The organism is Actinoplanes sp. NPDC049265 (assembly GCF_043197135.1).
In the GTDB taxonomy this organism is placed as follows: domain Bacteria; phylum Actinomycetota; class Actinomycetes; order Mycobacteriales; family Micromonosporaceae; genus Actinoplanes.
In genome coordinates this window covers 193,216-209,525 of record NZ_JBICSP010000009.1, presented here as the reverse complement: position 1 = coordinate 209,525, position 16,310 = coordinate 193,216, and the positions used below count along the sequence as shown (strand labels likewise).

The 16,310-nt window shown below is 71.2% G+C and carries 17 protein-coding genes; 12 read left to right on the top strand and 5 right to left on the bottom strand.

What is annotated here, in order from left to right:
- Positions 1-22 precede the first annotated feature (22 nt).
- On the top strand, positions 23-1,117 hold the full coding sequence (locus ACGFIO_RS22675) for an acyl-CoA dehydrogenase family protein (RefSeq protein ID WP_392828300.1): 1,095 nt from the start codon (positions 23-25) through the stop codon (positions 1,115-1,117).
- Between the two features lie 2 nt (positions 1,118-1,119).
- Here ACGFIO_RS22675 and ACGFIO_RS22670 read toward each other — a convergent pair whose 3' ends face one another.
- A complete protein-coding gene (locus tag ACGFIO_RS22670) occupies positions 1,120-1,398 on the bottom strand; it encodes an ArsR/SmtB family transcription factor (RefSeq protein ID WP_392828299.1) in 279 nt (92 codons plus the stop codon).
- Between the two features lie 58 nt (positions 1,399-1,456).
- On the opposite strand from ACGFIO_RS22670, the gene ACGFIO_RS22665 reads away from it, so the two are divergent.
- Positions 1,457-2,377, top strand: a complete 921-nt coding sequence (locus ACGFIO_RS22665; RefSeq protein ID WP_392828297.1) for an RNA polymerase sigma factor — start codon at positions 1,457-1,459, stop codon at positions 2,375-2,377.
- On the opposite strand, the gene ACGFIO_RS22660 is transcribed toward ACGFIO_RS22665, so the two are convergent.
- Complete coding sequence (locus ACGFIO_RS22660; RefSeq protein ID WP_392828296.1) at positions 2,374-4,125, bottom strand: ABC transporter ATP-binding protein; 1,752 nt, start codon at positions 4,123-4,125, stop codon at positions 2,374-2,376. The two genes, ACGFIO_RS22665 and ACGFIO_RS22660, sit on opposite strands and share 4 nt — an antisense overlap.
- A 70-nt stretch (positions 4,126-4,195) precedes the next feature.
- Between ACGFIO_RS22660 and ACGFIO_RS22655 the strand changes: the two genes are divergently transcribed.
- Genes ACGFIO_RS22655 through ACGFIO_RS22645 form a run of 3 tightly spaced genes read left to right on the top strand, consistent with a single transcriptional unit; the run spans position 4,196 to position 5,981 of the window.
- Positions 4,196-4,627, top strand: coding sequence for a MarR family winged helix-turn-helix transcriptional regulator (locus tag ACGFIO_RS22655; RefSeq protein ID WP_392828294.1), 432 nt, complete (start codon positions 4,196-4,198; stop codon positions 4,625-4,627).
- A 9-nt stretch (positions 4,628-4,636) separates the two neighbouring features.
- The gene (locus tag ACGFIO_RS22650; RefSeq protein ID WP_392828292.1) at positions 4,637-5,416 is read left to right on the top strand and encodes a phosphatase PAP2 family protein; all 780 of its coding nucleotides are present in this window, start codon (positions 4,637-4,639) and stop codon (positions 5,414-5,416) included.
- Positions 5,358-5,981 carry a phosphatase PAP2 family protein gene (locus ACGFIO_RS22645; protein ID WP_392828290.1) on the top strand — a complete coding sequence of 208 codons (624 nt, stop codon included), beginning with the start codon at positions 5,358-5,360 and terminating at the stop codon, positions 5,979-5,981. The genes ACGFIO_RS22650 and ACGFIO_RS22645 overlap by 59 nt, the downstream gene beginning before the upstream one ends.
- Before the next feature lie 45 nt (positions 5,982-6,026).
- Here the strand turns inward: ACGFIO_RS22645 and ACGFIO_RS22640 are convergent, their stop codons facing one another.
- Positions 6,027-6,347 (bottom strand): hypothetical protein, encoded by a 321-nt coding sequence (locus ACGFIO_RS22640; RefSeq protein ID WP_392828289.1) that lies wholly within the window; start codon positions 6,345-6,347, stop codon positions 6,027-6,029.
- 172 nt (positions 6,348-6,519) lie between these two features.
- On the opposite strand from ACGFIO_RS22640, the gene ACGFIO_RS22635 reads away from it, so the two are divergent.
- Entirely contained in the window at positions 6,520-7,500 is a 981-nt protein-coding gene (locus tag ACGFIO_RS22635; protein ID WP_392828287.1) for a helix-turn-helix transcriptional regulator, read from the top strand.
- A gap of 61 nt (positions 7,501-7,561) precedes the next feature.
- Entirely contained in the window at positions 7,562-8,557 is a 996-nt protein-coding gene (locus tag ACGFIO_RS22630) for a hypothetical protein (protein ID WP_392828285.1), read from the top strand.
- 47 nt (positions 8,558-8,604) lie between these two features.
- Here ACGFIO_RS22630 and ACGFIO_RS22625 read toward each other — a convergent pair whose 3' ends face one another.
- The gene (locus ACGFIO_RS22625) at positions 8,605-10,218 is read right to left on the bottom strand and encodes a methyl-accepting chemotaxis protein (RefSeq protein WP_392828283.1); all 1,614 of its coding nucleotides are present in this window, start codon (positions 10,216-10,218) and stop codon (positions 8,605-8,607) included.
- A 110-nt stretch (positions 10,219-10,328) separates the two neighbouring features.
- A complete protein-coding gene (locus ACGFIO_RS22620; protein WP_392828281.1) occupies positions 10,329-11,990 on the bottom strand; it encodes a methyl-accepting chemotaxis protein in 1,662 nt (553 codons plus the stop codon).
- A 306-nt stretch (positions 11,991-12,296) separates the two neighbouring features.
- Between ACGFIO_RS22620 and ACGFIO_RS22615 the strand changes: the two genes are divergently transcribed.
- The 5 genes from ACGFIO_RS22615 to ACGFIO_RS22595 are packed head-to-tail and all read left to right on the top strand — an operon-like array spanning position 12,297 to position 16,301.
- On the top strand, positions 12,297-12,905 hold the full coding sequence (locus ACGFIO_RS22615) for a chemotaxis protein CheW (protein ID WP_392828279.1): 609 nt from the start codon (positions 12,297-12,299) through the stop codon (positions 12,903-12,905).
- On the top strand, positions 12,905-13,735 hold the full coding sequence (locus ACGFIO_RS22610) for a CheR family methyltransferase (RefSeq protein WP_392828512.1): 831 nt from the start codon (positions 12,905-12,907) through the stop codon (positions 13,733-13,735). The genes ACGFIO_RS22615 and ACGFIO_RS22610 overlap by 1 nt, the downstream gene beginning before the upstream one ends.
- Complete coding sequence (locus ACGFIO_RS22605) at positions 13,728-14,222, top strand: chemotaxis protein CheD (RefSeq protein ID WP_392828277.1); 495 nt, start codon at positions 13,728-13,730, stop codon at positions 14,220-14,222. The genes ACGFIO_RS22610 and ACGFIO_RS22605 overlap by 8 nt, the downstream gene beginning before the upstream one ends.
- A complete protein-coding gene (locus ACGFIO_RS22600; RefSeq protein WP_392828275.1) occupies positions 14,219-15,271 on the top strand; it encodes a chemotaxis response regulator protein-glutamate methylesterase in 1,053 nt (350 codons plus the stop codon). Before ACGFIO_RS22605 ends, ACGFIO_RS22600 begins: the two co-directional genes overlap by 4 nt.
- On the top strand, positions 15,264-16,301 hold the full coding sequence (locus tag ACGFIO_RS22595) for a methyl-accepting chemotaxis protein (protein WP_392828273.1): 1,038 nt from the start codon (positions 15,264-15,266) through the stop codon (positions 16,299-16,301). The genes ACGFIO_RS22600 and ACGFIO_RS22595 overlap by 8 nt, the downstream gene beginning before the upstream one ends.
- The last annotated feature ends 9 nt before the right edge of the window (positions 16,302-16,310 follow it).

Sequence of the window (16,310 nt, the reverse complement as noted above, 5' to 3'; positions counted from 1 at the left end):
TGAATGACCTAGCTTTTTGGTCGTGCTTGACGACCGACTTGAACACGCCATCGAGAAATATCGCGACGAGGCCGACCGGGCCGGCTGGCTGCCCCCGGAGCTGGTGTCCGAGCTGCGGTCGGCCGGCGCCTTCAGCTTCTACACGCCCCGCGAGTTCGGCGGGCGGGAAGCCTCGCTGGCCGGCTACCACGACATTCTGCGGCGGCTGGGCCGGGCCGGGGGATCGGTCGCCTGGACGGTGTGGAATCTGAACATGGGACTGGTGGCGGCCTTCCTGCCGCCGGCGGACGCGGCGACGCTGTTCGCCGCCGGCCGGCACCCCTTGATCGCGCACAACGGTGCGCCCGGCCGGGCCGAGCCGGTGCCCGGCGGCTACCGGATCAGCGGCACCTGGAAACTGGTCAGCGGCGCGCACACCGCCGACTGGTTCCTGCTCGGCGCGATTGTCGACGACGGCCCGCTGATCTTCGGCCTGGTGCCGCGGGACGACGTGACAGTCCAAGAGACGTGGGACGCGGTGGCCATGCGCGGGTCGGACAGCAACACCGTGGTCGTCACCGGCGCGGAGGTGCCGAGCGGCCGGACGTTCGACCTGTCCTCGCCCAGCCGGGTCGCAGGATCGCTCTACCGGCTGCCCATCGTCACGCTGTTCGCCGCCGGGCCGGCGGCCGTGCTCATCGGCATGGCCGAGTCGGCCGTCGACGAAGCCGCCCGGCTGGTCCGGGAGCGGATCGGGGCCGACGGCGCGCCGCTGGTCACCCAGCCGCGGGTGCAGGCGGCCGTCGGGCGGGCCGGCACCCAGGTCGACGCGGCCCGTTCGCTGCTGCTGACCACCGCGGCCGAACTCGACCGGACCGTGGCCGGCGGCGAGGCGGTCACCGACGCGCAGCGCGGCCGGTACCGGGGCGCGATCTGTCACATCGCCGAGATCGCCCGCGAGGTCCTGGTCAGCATGTACGACCTCGGCGGCTCGGCCCCGCTGCTGGCCGGCAACCGGCTCGGGCAGATCGTCCGGGACGGGCTGGCCGCCGCCCAGCACATGAACGTGGCGCCGTGGCAGTTCGAGGTGGCCGGGCGGACCCGGCTCGGCCTGCCCGCCGGGACGCCGCTGCTCTGAGCTCAGCCCGGCCCGTCCAGTCCCGGCCCGTCGAGGCAGGCCAGCAGGACCCGGCCGGCCGGGGTCAGGCCGTAGACCACCCGGTGCCCGGCCCGGCGGCGGGTGGCCACGCCGCTCTCGACCAGGATGCTCAGCTGGGCCGAGACCGAGCTCGGGGCGTACCCGAGCACCGCGGCCAGGCCGGTCGTGGTCGCGGCCGGATGGGTCAGGCCGCGCAGGACCCGTGCCCGGGCCGGACCCAGCAGCCGGGCCAGCCGGTCGGTGTCACGTCGGTTGGTCATGCCGGGATGAGGGCGGCCGGCACCGGAAAGTTCGATCCGGGCTTGCTACCGTGCGCGGGTGCCGGACGACGTCGATCTCTTCCGCCGGGCCCGGGCCGGTGACCCCGCAAGCCTGGGACTGCTGCTGAGACGGTACGAGCCGGCCATGCGGGCGCAGGCCTACCGGCTGGTCGGGTACGGGCCCGACGCGGACGACGCCGTGCAGGACGCCGCCCTGATCGCCGTCACCCGGATCGGCGACGTACGCGACCCGGACGCGGTCGGCGCCTGGCTGCGGACCGTGGTGCGCAACGTGTGCCTGGCCCAGCTGCGCCGGCCCCGGCCGGTGTCCACCGACGACCTGGACCGCACGCTGACCGCGGTCGCCGCCGACCCGGCCCAGCTGTTCGACGGCCGGGCCACCCGGGACTGGGTCTGGCACGCGGTCGAGCAGTTGTCGCCGGCCCTGCGGATCGTCGTGCTGCTGCGCTACTTCACGCCGTTCCGCTCGTACCAGACGATCTCGCAGATCTGTGGCGTGCCGGTGGGAACCGTCCGCAGCCGGCTCAGCGAGGCCCGGACCAAGCTGACCGGGCACCTGCGGGCCACCGTCGAGCACGCGCACCCCGACGCCGGTCACCTGGCCCGGCGCCGCCGCCACGAGGCCGAGGACCTGCTGGTCGCGGTGGCCGCCGGGCGTGTCCACGCGGCCCTGAGCGACAGATGGTCCTCGATGGCCGACGTGGCCTGGCCGGACGGCGCCCGGACCTCCGGACTGGGCGCGGTCGTCGACGGCATCACCGGCAACTACGACGACGGCGTGCGCTACCGGCTGGCCGACGTGGTCGCGAGCAGCGACATCGTCATCTGGGAGGTGGAGAACCTCAACCCGGCCGACAAGCCGTGGCACTGCCCGCGGTCCGTCGCGTGGACGCATTTCCTGGACTCGGGCCGGGTCAGCCGGTTCCGCCTCTACTTCGCCACGCCGGCCTCGGCCTAAGCGGCCAGGGTCGCGTAGCTGCCGGCCGCCTCGAGCAGGGCGTCGTGGGTGCCGGACTCCAGGACGCGGCCGTGGTGCAGGACGGCGATCCGGTCGGCGGCGCGGACCGTGGACAGGCGGTGCGCGATGGTGATCGTGGTGCGGCCCCGGGACAGTTCGTCGAACGCCTGCTGGACGGCCCGTTCGGTGGCGGTGTCGAGGGCGCTGGTGGCCTCGTCGAGGACCAGGATCTTGGGGTCGCGCAGCAGCGTACGGGCGATCGCCATGCGTTGTTTCTCGCCGCCGGAGAAGCGATGGCCGCGGGAGCCGACGACCGTGTCGTACCCGTCGGGCAGGTCGCTGATCAGGTCGTGGATCTGCGCGGCGCGGGCGGCCCGCTCGATCTGCTCGTCGGTGGCGCCGGGGCGGGCGTACCGCAGGTTTTCCCGCACCGTGGTGTGCAGCAGGTAGGTCTCCTGGCTGACCACGCCGACGATGCCGGCCAGGTCGGCCAGGCGCATGTCGCGCAGGTCGACGCCGTCGATGGTGACCCGGCCCGAGGTCGGGTCGTGCAGGCGGGCGATCAGGCCGGCGATCGTGCTCTTGCCCGAGCCGGTCGCGCCGACCAGGGCCAGCGAGCCGCCGGCGGGGACGTCGAGGCTGACGTGGTCGACGGCGGGGGAGGGGCTACCGGGGTACGCCAGCGTGACGTCCTCCAGGCGCAGGTGCCCGGTGACGTGCGTGACGTCGGCCGGGTGCCGTGGCTCGGCCACCTCGACCGGCAGGTCCAGGTATTCGAAGATGCGGGCGAACAGGGCCAGCGACGAGGTCACCGACACACCCACGTTGAGCAGCTGGGTCAGCGGGCGGAACAGCGCGGTCTGCAGGGCGGTGAACGCGACGAGCGTACCGATGCTCATCGTGCCGGCCGTGGCCGGAAGCCCGGCGCTCAGATAGATCACCGCGGGGATCGCCGCGAAGATGATGCTCATCGTGGCCATCCGCCAGCGGCCGGCCAGCTCCGAGCGCAGCTCGAGGTCGATCAGCCGGGTGGACGACTCGGTGAAGCGGCGGACCAGCTCGGGGCCGGTGTGCATGGTCTTGCTGAGCTGGATGCCGCTGATCGACAGGCCCTCCTCGACGGTGACGTTGAGGTCGGCCAGCTCGCGCTGCCGCCGGGCGGTGATCGCGCGGCGCATCCGGGCGACCCGGCGCGAAAGCAGCACCGACGGCGGCAGCACGACCAGCGAGATCAGCGTGAGCGGCCAGGACAGCGCGGTCATCGCGGCCACGGTGGCGACGACGGTGGTCAGGTTGGAGGCGATCGAGGTGGCCGTCGAGGTCACCACCGACTGCATGCCACCGATGTCGTTGGTGATGCGGGACTGCACCTCGCCGGTGCGGGTGCGGGTGAAGAAGGCCACCGACTGCCGCTGCAGGTGACCGAACACGTCGACGCGCAGCCGGTGCATGACGCGTTGGCCGACGGTGGTGGCGATCCAGGTCTGTACGACGCCCAGCGCGGCGGTGACGGCGGCGACGGCGACCATGCCCGCCACCAGCCAGCCCAGCAGCCGGAGGTCGGAGTGGGGGAGCGCGACGTCGATGACCTCGCGCAGCAGGAAGGGCTGGGCCATGGAGATCACGGACGCGGCCACGATGATCGCGGTGACGACGGCGAGCTGGGCCCGGTGCGGCCGAAACAGCCGCCAGATGCGGGCGAGCGAGACCTGCTTGGCCTGCTCCTTCTCGAGATTCTTGCTTACCAAGTGCGACTCCTGAGTTAGTGAGGTTACCTCAACATGAGGGTACAACCGCTTCGCCTGTTACGGTATTCCGGTGGCGGAGCAGGGGCTGGGCGAGCTGTTCTGGGCGGTCGCCCGGGAGCTTCGATCGCGTACGCGCGACGCGCTCGAGCCGTGGGCGATCACCCCGTCGCAGTCCCGGGCGCTGAGCGTGCTTCTAGGCGACGAGCAGCACCGGCTCAGCGACCTGGCCGAGCGGCTGCGCATCGCACCCCGCTCGGCCACCGAGGTCGTCGACCACCTGGAGCGCAGCGGGCTGGTCGAGCGCCGCCCCGACCCCGCCGACCGCCGGGCCACCCTGATCGTGCTGACCGGGCGAGGCCGCGCCGCCGCCGACGACATCCGGGCGGCGCGGATCATCGAGGCCGACCGGTTCTTCGGGCGGTTGGAGCCGGCCGACCGCACGGAGCTCGCCCGGATCCTCCATCTGCTCCAGGAAGGTGAACAGGCGGCGAATCCGGGGTAACGCCATGATGTGCGTCCACCTTTGCTGCGCCTCGGCCTCCGCGCCGGCCTGATCATCCTGTTGCTCGTGCCCTTCGCCCTGCTGGCGATCTTCGTGGCCGCGAGCTGGGCCCCGCTGCACGGACTGGACGCCCTGATCAGCGACTCGGTGCACGTGTGGGCCGTCCGGCACCCGGCCGTGGTCGAGGCGATGCGGGTGTGGAGCCTGGTGTTCTCGCCGATGGCGCTGCGGGCCGCCGCCCTGGTGCTGGTGATCTGGCTGTTCCGGCGGCACCGGCCGCGCCTCGCCTGGTGGGTGATCATCGTGATGACCGCCGGTGGCCTCGTCGCGGCCGTGCTCAAACTGCTGGTGGAACGGGACCGCCCGTCGTTCCTGGACCCGGTGGCGCGGGCGGCCGGCTACTCGTTCCCGTCCGGGCACGCCGCCAACGCCGCCCTCGCGTCCGCGGTCTTTCTTTTCATTCTTCTCCCGTACGCCCGGAGCCCGCGGTGGCTGTGGATCGCCGCCGTCACCGTGACCGTGGTGACCGGGCTGAGCCGCATCGGCCTCGGCGTGCACTACACCAGCGACGTGGTCGCCGGATGGCTGCTCGGGCCGGCCGTCGTTTTCCTGAGTATCCGGAGATCCACCTGGGTAAGAACGCGGCGTGTCCGTAACGTTGCAAGCCTTGAAACGAGTGGTCCTGCCGATCGTGGGCTGGCTGGTCGTGATGATCGGGATCGGACTGCTGGTGACCAAGGTCCTGTCCCACGACTGGCCGTTCACGATCGAGGACGGTCTCAACCGTGACTTCGCGGCCGACCGCACCGGCGGCTGGAACGCGATCACCGGCTTCTTCAGCCTGGTCGGCAGCACCCCCGTGATCATCGGCGTGACCGTGGTGGCGGCCCTGGTGCTGCGCTGGCGCCTGCACAGCTGGCGCGAGCCGATCTTCCTGTGCCTGTCGGTGGCGGCCCAGGCGGTCGTCTTCTTCTTCACCACGCTGGCCATCGACCGGGCCCGCCCCGCCGTGCCCAAGATGGACGTCTCCCCGCCGACCAGCAGCTTCCCGTCCGGCCACACCTCGGCCGCGTTCGCCCTGTACGCCGGGCTGGCCCTGGTGCTGGCGACGCTCGTCCGGCGTACCGGGCTGAAGGCCCTGTGCTGGCTGCTCATCCTGGTGCCGGTGGCGGTGGCGCTGTCCCGCCTCTACCGCGGCATGCACCACCCCAGCGACGTGACGGCGTCCTTCGTCAACGGCGCGGTCTGCATCACGATCGCGGCCCGCGCCCTGCTCGACCGCACGGTGAGCTGGACCCGCACCCGCGTCGACCGGATCCGGCCCGGCGCCGCCCGTTCACCCGAACCGGCCTGACCACGCGGCCACGGGCACCCACCCCTGGCCGCGCGACCTGGTTGGTTACGGCTGATTCGTGGCCGGCGCCGGCTGCTCGGCGGGCACGGCCGTCTCGGCGGCCATCTGCCGCTTGGCCTTGCGCGCCTTGAACATCTGCACGATCGCCAGGATCGGCACGATGAACGCGTAGTAGCTGATGATCACCGTGCCGCCATCGAAGGCGAACAGCAGGTAACCGGCGTAGGCCACGAAGGCCGCCGCGAACACGCCGTCGATGATGCGCGCGCCCTTCGACTGGCCGAAGCCGCCGAGGCCGAGCACCGCGAGGATGGCGCCGCTGACAACGAGTAGGGCGATGTATGCGAAGAAAGTGCCGTCGGACACGAGGTCTCCAAATGGAAATGAGGTGAACAGCGCCGGAGACGTTAGGGCCGAGACCGGCTACTTCGCTGTCCCGTTTCAGCCTTCAGTGAGCTGGCTCACAGAAAACTTTCAGGCAACAGTCAGGCGGGCGTAGGCGCCAGGGTGTGTCACCTTGGTCGGGCAGACTCGGGACATGCCGAAGACCTCCGCGCGCCTGCTCGCTCTGCTGTCGCTGCTGCAGACCCGCCGCGACTGGCCCGGGTCGCTGCTGGCCGACCGGCTCGAGATCAGCCTGCGTACCGTGCGCCGCGACGTCGACCGGCTGCGCGAGCTCGGCTACCCGATCAACGCGGTCAAGGGTCCCGAGGGCGGCTACCGGCTCGGCGCCGGCACCGAGCTGCCGCCGCTGCTGTTCGACGACGAGCAGGCCGTGGCGCTGACGATCGCGCTGCAGGTCGCCGCGACCACGCCGGACAACGGGCTGGCCGAGCCGGCCGCCCGGGCCCTGACCACGATCCGGCAGGTGATGCCGTCGCGGCTGCGCCACCGGGTCGGCGCGTTGCGGGTCACCGCGGTCGAACGGCCCACCACCCAGCCGTCGGCCGCCGTCGGGGGCGACACGCTGCTCACCATCAGCGCCGCCGTACACGCCGGGGAGGTTCTGCGGTTCGACTACGGCGACGAGGTCACCGACCGGCCGCCGCGCCGGGCCGAGCCGCACCACCTCGTCACCTGGGACCGGCGGTGGTACCTGGTGGCGTGGGACCTCGACCGCGGCGACTGGCGCACGTTCCGCGCCGACCGGATCCATCCGCGTACGCCCAACGGGCCCCGTTTCACCGCGCGCGACCTGCCCGGCGGTGATGTCGCCAGGTTCGTCACCGGCCGGTTCCGGGGCGCCACCGACGCCGGTGGCGAGTGGCCCTGCCAGGGCACGGTGATGCTGGACATGGACGCCGGAACGCTGACCACCTATGTGCGGGAGGGCGTCGTCGAGGAACTGGGTCCCGGGCGGTGCCGGCTCACCGTGGGCTCCTGGTCGTGGGCCAGTCTGGCCGCCGCGGTGACCCGGTTCGATGTGGACTTCGAGGTGGTCGGGCCGGCCGAGCTGAGCGACGCCTTCGCCCGCCTGGCCGGCCGGTGCGCCCGGGCCGCCGGAAGATCGCCCGGGTGATGTCCGCCACCGTGAGGTCGCTCGCAACCCTCGATTAAGCGACGGACGCTACCTTGCGCGTGTGATCGCCGTGGTTCTGTGCGTGGTGTCCGCTGCGGCGTACGCGGTCGGCGCGGTCTGGCAGCAGCGCGTGGCCGACCTTCCCTTCCTGCGGCAGGCCCGCCACCCGCGGTTCTGGTCCGGCGCCGCGGCCAACTTCGCCGGGATGGGCCTGCACATCCTGGCCCTGCGGTACGGGTCGCTGGTGCTGGTGCAGTCGCTCGGCGTGCTCACTCTCGTGCTGGCCGTCGCCACCCGGGGCCGGCACGCCGGACGGCCCGAGGTGGCCGCGGCCGTCGCCACCGCCGCGGGCCTGGCCGGGCTGCTCGCCTCGCTCGGCACCACCGGCGCGGCCCATCCGGTCGCGCTCACCGGCACCCGCCTCGCCTGGCTGCTCGTGGCGGCGGCCGTGGTCCTGGGTGCGGTGTCGCTCGCCTCGTTGCGGCCCGGGCTGCACACGGCGCTGGGCGGCGGCGTCACCTTCGGTGTCGCGTCGGCGGTCACGCAGACCGTGGTGCTGAACCTCGCGCCGGTCGCGATCGCGGCGCTCTGCGTGCTGCAGCCGTTGGGGATCTGGCTGACCCAGCTCGGCTATCGCCGGGGACTGGCGGCGCCGCTGGCCGCGCACACCGTGGCCAATCCGGTGACGGCGGCCGTGATCGGCATCGTGCTGCTCGGCCAGACGGTCGCCCATCCGCTGCCGGCTGCTCTCTGCGCCGCGGTCGTCGTCTCGGGCATCGTGGTCCTCGCGGCGACAACCCGCCCCACCGCCTCGGCCCCGGTCCCGCCGCCACCAGCGGCGCCGGTCCTGCCGGCACAAGCCCTGGTCTCGCCGACTTCGGCCTCGGTCCCGCGGGCACCGGCCCCGGTCTCGCCGACTTCGGCCTCGGTCCCGCGGGCACCGGCCCCGGTCTCGCCGACTTCGGCCTCGGGCCCGGGGGTGCCGGCCCGGGTCCCACCCGTCTCGGGCCCCCCGGCACCGGCGTCGATGCCCACCTTCAGTGGGCCAGGATCCTAGGACGCACGACGCCGTGCGCCCGGGTGCCACGGGCAGGCGGGCTGGGCTCAGTACTGGAAGTTGGTGACCAGGGACTTCAGATCGGTCGACAGCCGGGCCAACTCGGCCGTCGCCTGCTGCGACTGGGCCACGCCCTCACTGGTCAGGCGGGCCGCCTGGGCCACACCGGTGATGGTGACGGCGATGTCGTTGGTGCCGGACGCCGCTTCGCTGACGCTACGGTTCATCTCAGCCGTGGTGGCGGTCTGCTCCTCCACAGCCGAGGCGATCGTGGTCTGGAAGTCGCTGATCCGGGCGATCACCTGGGTGATCTGCTCGATGGCGGTGATCGCGCCGGTGGTGTCGGCCTGGATGGCCTCGACCCGGCGGGAGATGTCCTCGGTGGCTCGGGCGGTCTCCTGGGCCAGGTCCTTGACCTCGGACGCGACCACGGCGAAGCCCTTGCCCAGCTCGCCGGCGCGGGCCGCTTCGATGGTGGCGTTGAGGGCCAGCAGGTTGGTCTGCTCGGCGATAGCGGTGATGACCTTGATGACGTTGCCGACCTCGGCCGAGGACTCGCCCAGTTTGGTCATCGTGGCCGACGTCGCGGCGGTGACGTTGACCGCCTCCGACGCCACCTGCGCGGCCTCGCTGGCGTTGCGGGAGATCTCCTTGATCGAGGCGCCCATCTCCTCGCCGCCGGCGGAGACCGTCTCCACGCTGCGGGAGATCTGCTCGGCGGCGGCCGACACCGTCTGAGCCTGGGCCGAGGTCTCCTCGGCCGACGCGGCGATCTGTTTCGCGGTGCTGGACATCTCTTCCGACGCTCCGGCCAGCGAGGTCGCCGAGCCGTCGATGGTGGCCACCGTCTGGCGCAGACTGGCCAGCGCGGCGTCCAGGGCCCGGCCCATCTGGCCGGGCTCGTCGCGGGAGGCCAATCCGCTGGTGCGGGTCAGGTCGCCGGCGGCCAGGGCGTCGCAGACCTCCTTGACCGCCCGCAGCGAGCGGACGATGCTGCGGGCCACGATGAAGCCCAGGCCCAGGGCGAGCACGGAGCCGACGACCAGCAGCACGATCGCCTTGGTCCGGCTGGAGTGGTATTTCGACTCGGCGGTGGCCGCCGCCCGGGCGGCGTTTTCGCCTTCTTTTTCGATGAGGATCTGCACGTCCTGGGTGATCTTGTTCATGACGGGTACGACCTGAGCGTCCCGAATGGCCTGATAGCCGGCCAGGTCGTCGGCCCGGGCCAGGGGCAGCAGCCGGGTCTCGACCAGCTCGGCGTAGCTCTGCCATTGTGTTCGCACGTCCTCGAGGACGGCGGTGTCGGCGGGGCCGCTGGCCGTGTACGCCGCGTAGGCCGTGTCGAACTTCTGTTTGCCCGCGGCGAACGCGTTGGCGTACTTGCTCCGGGTGGCGTCGTCGCGGGAGAGGGCCGCGTTGGCCACGTCGGAGCGGGCCTGCTTGACCGTGGCGTCGAGCTTGGCCATGGAGCTGACGCCGGCCACGTTGCTGGTGTAGATCTGCTGGGCCGCGGCGCTGGCGTCTCTCAAGGCCAGCAGGCCCATCACACCGACGACGATCGCGACGCCGACGCTGACCCCGATCGTCGCAAGGATCTTGGTGTTGACCCCGAGATTGTTCAGCAGCCCGCGGGCGCCGACGACCCGGCCCGTTGTCGTCATCGCATTGCCTCCGGGACTCGACCCCGCGTCTCGATGGCCGCGGGTGCGAGTCTCACCCTAGAAGTGGGAAACGGTTGCCTGAGTGGTTTCGCCGATCTTGCCGCGACTTCTCAGAATCGCTCGAACTTGGACTCCAGCTCGCGGGACCCGGTCTCGCCGCGCTGCGTGCTGTTGTGGTTGATCGCTGCGATGTCGCGGCCGCCGCGCTGGTAGGTGTCGTTGCGCCAGCCGCCGCGCGCGCCCGAGTGCGGTTCGGACGTGAGCGCCGGGGCACGGTTGTCGCCGCCGCCGGTGGCGAAGAAGCTCATCAGCTGGGTGAGTTGCGCCGTCTGGGCGGACATCTGCTGGGCGGTGGCGGCCAGTTCCTCGCTGGACGAGGCGGTCTGCTCGGTGACCTTCCCGATCTGGCCCATGGCCAGGTTGATCTGGCGTACGCCGGTGGTCTGCTCCCCGCTGGCGGCGGAGATCTCCTGGACCAGATCGGAGGTGCGGATGATGCTCGGAATGATGGTGGTGAGCAGTTCCCCGGCCCGTTCGGCGGTCCGCACGCTGCCCGCGGCCAGCTCGCTGATCTCGCGGGCCGCGACCTGGCTGCGTTCGGCCAACTTGCCGACCTCGGTGGCCACCACGGCGAAGCCTTTTCCGTGCTCGCCGGCCCGGGCCGCCTCGATTGTCGCGTTGAGCGCCAGCATGTTGGTCTGGAAGGCGATGTCGTCGATGATGCCGATCTTGCTGGTGATCTCCTTCATCGCCGTGACCGTCTTCTCGACCGCGTCGCCGCCCTCCTGAGCCTCGGTGGCCGCCTTGGCCGCGATGCTCTCGGTGGTGACCGCGTTCTCGTTGTTCTGCGCGATGCCCGCGGTCATCTGCTGCATGCTCGCAGTGGTCTCCTCGACGCTCGCCGCCTGCTCGGTCGCGGCCTGCGACAGGCTCTGCGACGCACCGCTGATCTGGGTGGCGGCGGAGTTGAGCTGGGCGGCGGACTCGATGACGGTGCTGACGGTCTCGTTCAGCCGGTTCATGGCGCTGTTGAGGGCGGCGCCCATGCGGCCGACCTCGTCACGGCCGCGGACCTCGAGCCGCCGGTCCAGCCGGCCGTCGGCGAGTCCGGTGAGGACGGTCACCGTCTCGGTCAGGGGCCGGGAGACGGCCCGCGCGATCAGCTGCACCACCACGAACGCCACCACGAGCGCGATCCCGACCAGCACGATGAGCAGGATGCGAGAGGATCGGTAGGCGTCCTTGGACGCGGCGAGGGAAGCGGCGGCGTTCGCGTCCTCACGGTCGATCATGCCGCCGACGGCCCCGTCGATGGCGTCCGAGACCGGGTTCACCTCGCTGTTGCTGATCCGGTTGAACGTGACCAGGTCGCTGGCCACCGCGGCCGGCTTCAATTTGGTCTCGGCCAGTGATTTGTAGGTGTTCCAGGCGGTCAGGAAGGCCTGCTCGTCGCTTTTCTCGCTGACTTTTCGCCGGCTCGCGAAATTGTCCCAGGCCTGGTTCAGCGTCGCTATGGCCGTGTCCACGGACCGGATCGCGGCCGAGGTCTCCGCGTCGCCGCTGGCCATTGCCAGCTTGCGCATCTCGATGCGTACCTGCTTGTAATCGGCCCTGAGGTCGCCGAGCGCGCGTACATCGGTGAGATTGGTCGTGTAAAGCCGCTCGAGCCGGTTCTGGGCGTTGCCCAGCTGGACGATGCCGAGCAGCCCGACCGCGAGCAGCAGGGCGCAGACCAGGGCCGCGAACGTGCGCAGCTTCCAGGCGATCGGCATATCTCGCAGTGATGACCCGCCGCCATGGTGGCGCGTGCCGTTGGTGTCCGCCATGTCCGGAACCCCTTTTCCATTCCCCGCCGGTCCCGCCGCGCCGGAAGATCGCGCCAGGCAATGACGGCCACAGTTTATCGGCGGCCGGTCGTGCGATTCGGTCTTTGGGAAAGGCGCGATCCGGCCGGCGAACCGGACAACCGGGCCGACCCGGGACTTCGGGCATTAGCCGGTACAAGAGCCAGACAGCCTGCGCGGCCGCCGCCCAATCTGGTCGAATGAAAATTCGACGAGTCAGGAGGGAATCCAGCGGTGATCGACAACGTCACGGCAGCGTCCACCTCTACACGGGGGCGTCCGGCAGCGGAATCGTCCCGCTACCTGACCTTCTCGCTGAACGGTGAGTCGTACGCGCTGGACATTTTCCACGTCAAGGAGATCGTCGAGTACCGCAACCTGACCGTGGTGCCGATGATGCCTCAGTTCATCCGGGGTGTGATCAACCTGCGGGGCCGGGCGGTGCCGGTGATCGACCTGGCGGTCCGGTTCGACCGGGGCAGCACCACGATCCGGCGGCGCACCACGATCATCGTGGTGCACATCGACGAGGCGGAGGCCGGCGACGACTCGGCCGGTGGCGCCCGGACCGAGCGGGCCGGCCAGGACATCGGTGTGCTGGTGGACGCCGTGAACAAGGTGGTGACGCTGGAGGACGGCGACATGGAGCCGCCGCCGGCGTTCGGGGCCGGGATCCGGGCCGACTACATCGGCGGTATGGCGCGGCGCGAGGACGAGTTCCTGATCGTGCTGGACGTCAGCCGGGTGCTGTCCATCACCGACATGGTCAGCCTGCGCCAGTCGGCCGACACTGCCCCGGACACCGGCGACATGAACGTACCGGCCGCGACGGAGTCGCCGTGATGTTGCCGTTCGCGACGGCCGCCGGCCTTACCGACACGGAGTTCCGCCATATCGCCAAGCTGTTGCACGAGCACACCGGCATCCGTCTCGGGCCCGGGAAGGAAACCCTGGTCACCGCTCGGCTGGACAAGCGTGTCCGGCAACTCGGGCTGAGCGGGTACGCCGAGTACGTCGACCTGATCGACGACCGGCACGACGAGGCCGAGTTGCATCAGATGATCAACCTGCTGACCACGAACGAGACGTTCTTCTTTCGCGAGCCCCGCCACTTCGAGTTCCTGGCGCAGGTGCTCGTGCCGGCCCGTCCGGTGGGGCGGGCCTTCCGGATGTGGAGTGCGGCCAGTTCGACCGGCGAGGAGGCGTACACCGCGGCGATGGTGCTGGCCGAGCGGATGCCGCCGCCGTCCTGGGAGATCGTGGGCAGCGACATCTCCAGCCGGGTGGTCGAGGTCGCCGGACGCGCGTTGTACCCGATCGAGGCGGCCGGCAAGATTCCCCCCGAGTTGCTGCGCAAGTACTGCCTGCGGGGGCGCGAGGAGTACGAAGGTCTGTTCACCATCGGCCGTGAGCTGCGCGGCCGGGTGGAGTTTCACTGCCTCAACCTGATGGGGGACGTGCGAAAGCTGGGCCGCTTCGACGTCATCTTCCTGCGCAACGTGATGATCTACTTCGATGTCGATACCAAGCGCGACCTGGTCAGCCGTCTGCAGAACATGCTGCACCCGGACGGGCACCTGATCATCGGCAGTTCGGAGTCGCTGAACTCGATCTCCGGTGGGTTGCGGATGGTCGAGCCGTCGATCTACCGCCTGGCGGGCGCGCATGTCTGAGCCGAGGATCGTGCATCTGCAGCCCGGCGACTTCCACTTCGCCGGTGGGGACACCCGCATGCACACGCTGCTCGGCTCGTGCGTGGCGATCACCATGTGGCATCCGGGACGACGGGTCGGCGGCATGTGCCACTACCTTCTGTCCACGGCCGATCCCCGGGTCAGGTCCTCGAAGATGGACGCCCGGTACGCCGACGACGCGGTCGAGTTGTTCGCCCGTGAGGTGGACCGGCACGCCGCCCGGCCGGCCGACTTCCAGGTGAAGATCTTCGGCGGCGCCGACCAGTTCCCGGCGATGCGCGGTCCGCTGTCCGGGGTCGCCGGCCAGAACGCGCGGACCGGGCTGGAACTGCTCGACCGCTACGGCTTCCACGTGACCACCCGGGAGATCGGCGGCGAGGGGTCGCGGCGGCTGATCTTCGAGGTGGCCACCGGGCACGTCTGGGTGCGTACCCTGAAGCCGCTCGACGCGGGGGCGCGCAGATGATCTCCGGAACCGTCTCGGTGCTGATCGTCGACGACTCGGCCGTCGTCCGGCAGGTGCTGTCCGCCCGGTTGCGCAGCAAGCCCGGCATCGAGGTGATCGGAGCCGTGCCCGATCCGATCTTCGCCATGGAGCACATGAACCGGGCCTGGCCGGACGTGATCGTGCTGGACATCGAGATGCCGCGGATGGACGGGCTGACCTTTCTCCGCAAGATCATGGAGACCCGGCCGACCCCGGTGGTGATCTGCTCGACGCTGACCCGGCGGGGCGCCGAGACCACCATGGAGGCGCTGGCGGCCGGTGCGGTCACGGCCATCGCCAAGCCGGCCACCGGGCTGAAGAAGTTCATGGAGGACGACGCCGGTGACATCGTCGCCGCGGTCCGGGCGGCCGCGGCGAGCCGGGTGTCCCGGCTGCGGCAGACCGAACGGGTCCCGGTGCCCGTACCCGCGCAGGGCGGCGCCGCCCCGATTATGCCGGTCGCCGACGTCGGACGGATCGTGGCCGTGGGCGTGTCCACCGGCGGCACCCAGGCGCTGGCGACGGTCCTGCCGGCCCTGTCCCGCGCCTGCCCGGGCGTGGTCGTGGTGCAGCACATGCCGGAGAAGTTCACCTCGGCGTTCGCCGAGCGGCTGGACGGGATGTGCCAGGTGCGGGTGAAGGAGGCCGAGCACGGCGACCCGGTGCTGACCGGGCAGGTGCTCATCGCGCCCGGCGGGCAGCACATGGAGGTGAACCGTACGGGCGAGCAGTACCGCGTACGCGTCTTCGGCGGCCCGCCGGTCAACCGGCACTGCCCGTCGGTGGACGTTCTCTTCCGCTCGGTGGCGAAGACCGCCGGGCGTAACGCGACGGGGGTGATCATGACCGGGATGGGCGATGACGGCGCGCGCGGACTGCTGGAGATGCGCCGCGCGGGCGCGTACACCGTGGCCCAGGACGAGGCGACCTGCGTGGTGCACGGAATGCCACGTGAGGCGGTGCTGCTCGGCGCGGTCGACCGTGAGGCGCCGCTCGGTTCGCTGGCGGAGGTGATCCACCGTGGTTGAGGCGATTGTGGCCGTCGTGGCGCTGGTGGCCGGCTACGGGATCGGCCGCTGGCACGGCCGGCGCAAGGTACCGCCGGCCGCGGCGCCGGCCGCGGCCACCGGAGATCTGGCCGGAGTGGCCGAGTTCGCCGGTGCCGTGGCGCCGGTCTGGTCGGCGCAGGTCACCTCGTCGCGGTCGCAGATGGAGACGGCGATCGGCCGGCTCACCGAGAAGTTCGCCGGCATCGTCGACAACCTCGACACAGTCCTCGCCTCCTCGGCCGGCACGGTGCACGACGGGAACACGGGCGCGTTCGACCGCAGCCGGGCGCGGCTGGGCGAGGTGGTCGGGACGCTGAACAGCGCGCTGACGGCCAAGCGCGACGCCCTTCAGCAGTTGCAGACCCTGCTCGGGCTCAACGACGAGTTGCGGCGAATGACCAGCGAGGTCACCCGGATCGCCGAGCAGACCAACCTGCTGGCGTTGAACGCGGCCATCGAGGCGGCCCGGGTCGGTGAGGCCGGTGCGGCCTTCGGGGTGGTGGCCCTGGAGGTACGCGACCTGGCCGAGCGTTCGCAGAGCACCAGCGAGCGGATCTCGGCGAAGGTCGACGGCGTCACCCAGGCCATCGAATCGGTGCTGGCCGGGGCCCAGCAGAGCGCCACCCAGGAGGACCAGGCCATGGCGCACGCCAACGAGGAGGTCCAGGCGGTGCTGGACGACCTGCTCACCGTGCTGTCCGCGCTGCGCGACTCGTCGCAGGATCTGGAGCGGGCCGCCGTGGGCATCCGCACGGACATCGGCGAGTCGCTGGTCAGCCTGCAGTTCCAGGACCGTGTCGGGCAGGTGCTGGAGCATCTGCGCGACAGCATCGACCAGTTCCCGGCGGTCGTCGCCGAGGCCGCCGAGCGGGCCGGCACCGGGACCGCCCTGGACGCGCAGGCCCTGCTGGACACGCTCGCGGCCAACTACACGATGGCCGAGGAACACGAGGCTCACCGCTCCGGCGCCGTCGCCGCACCGTCCCAGTCCGAAATTACGTTCTTCTAGAGGTGAACG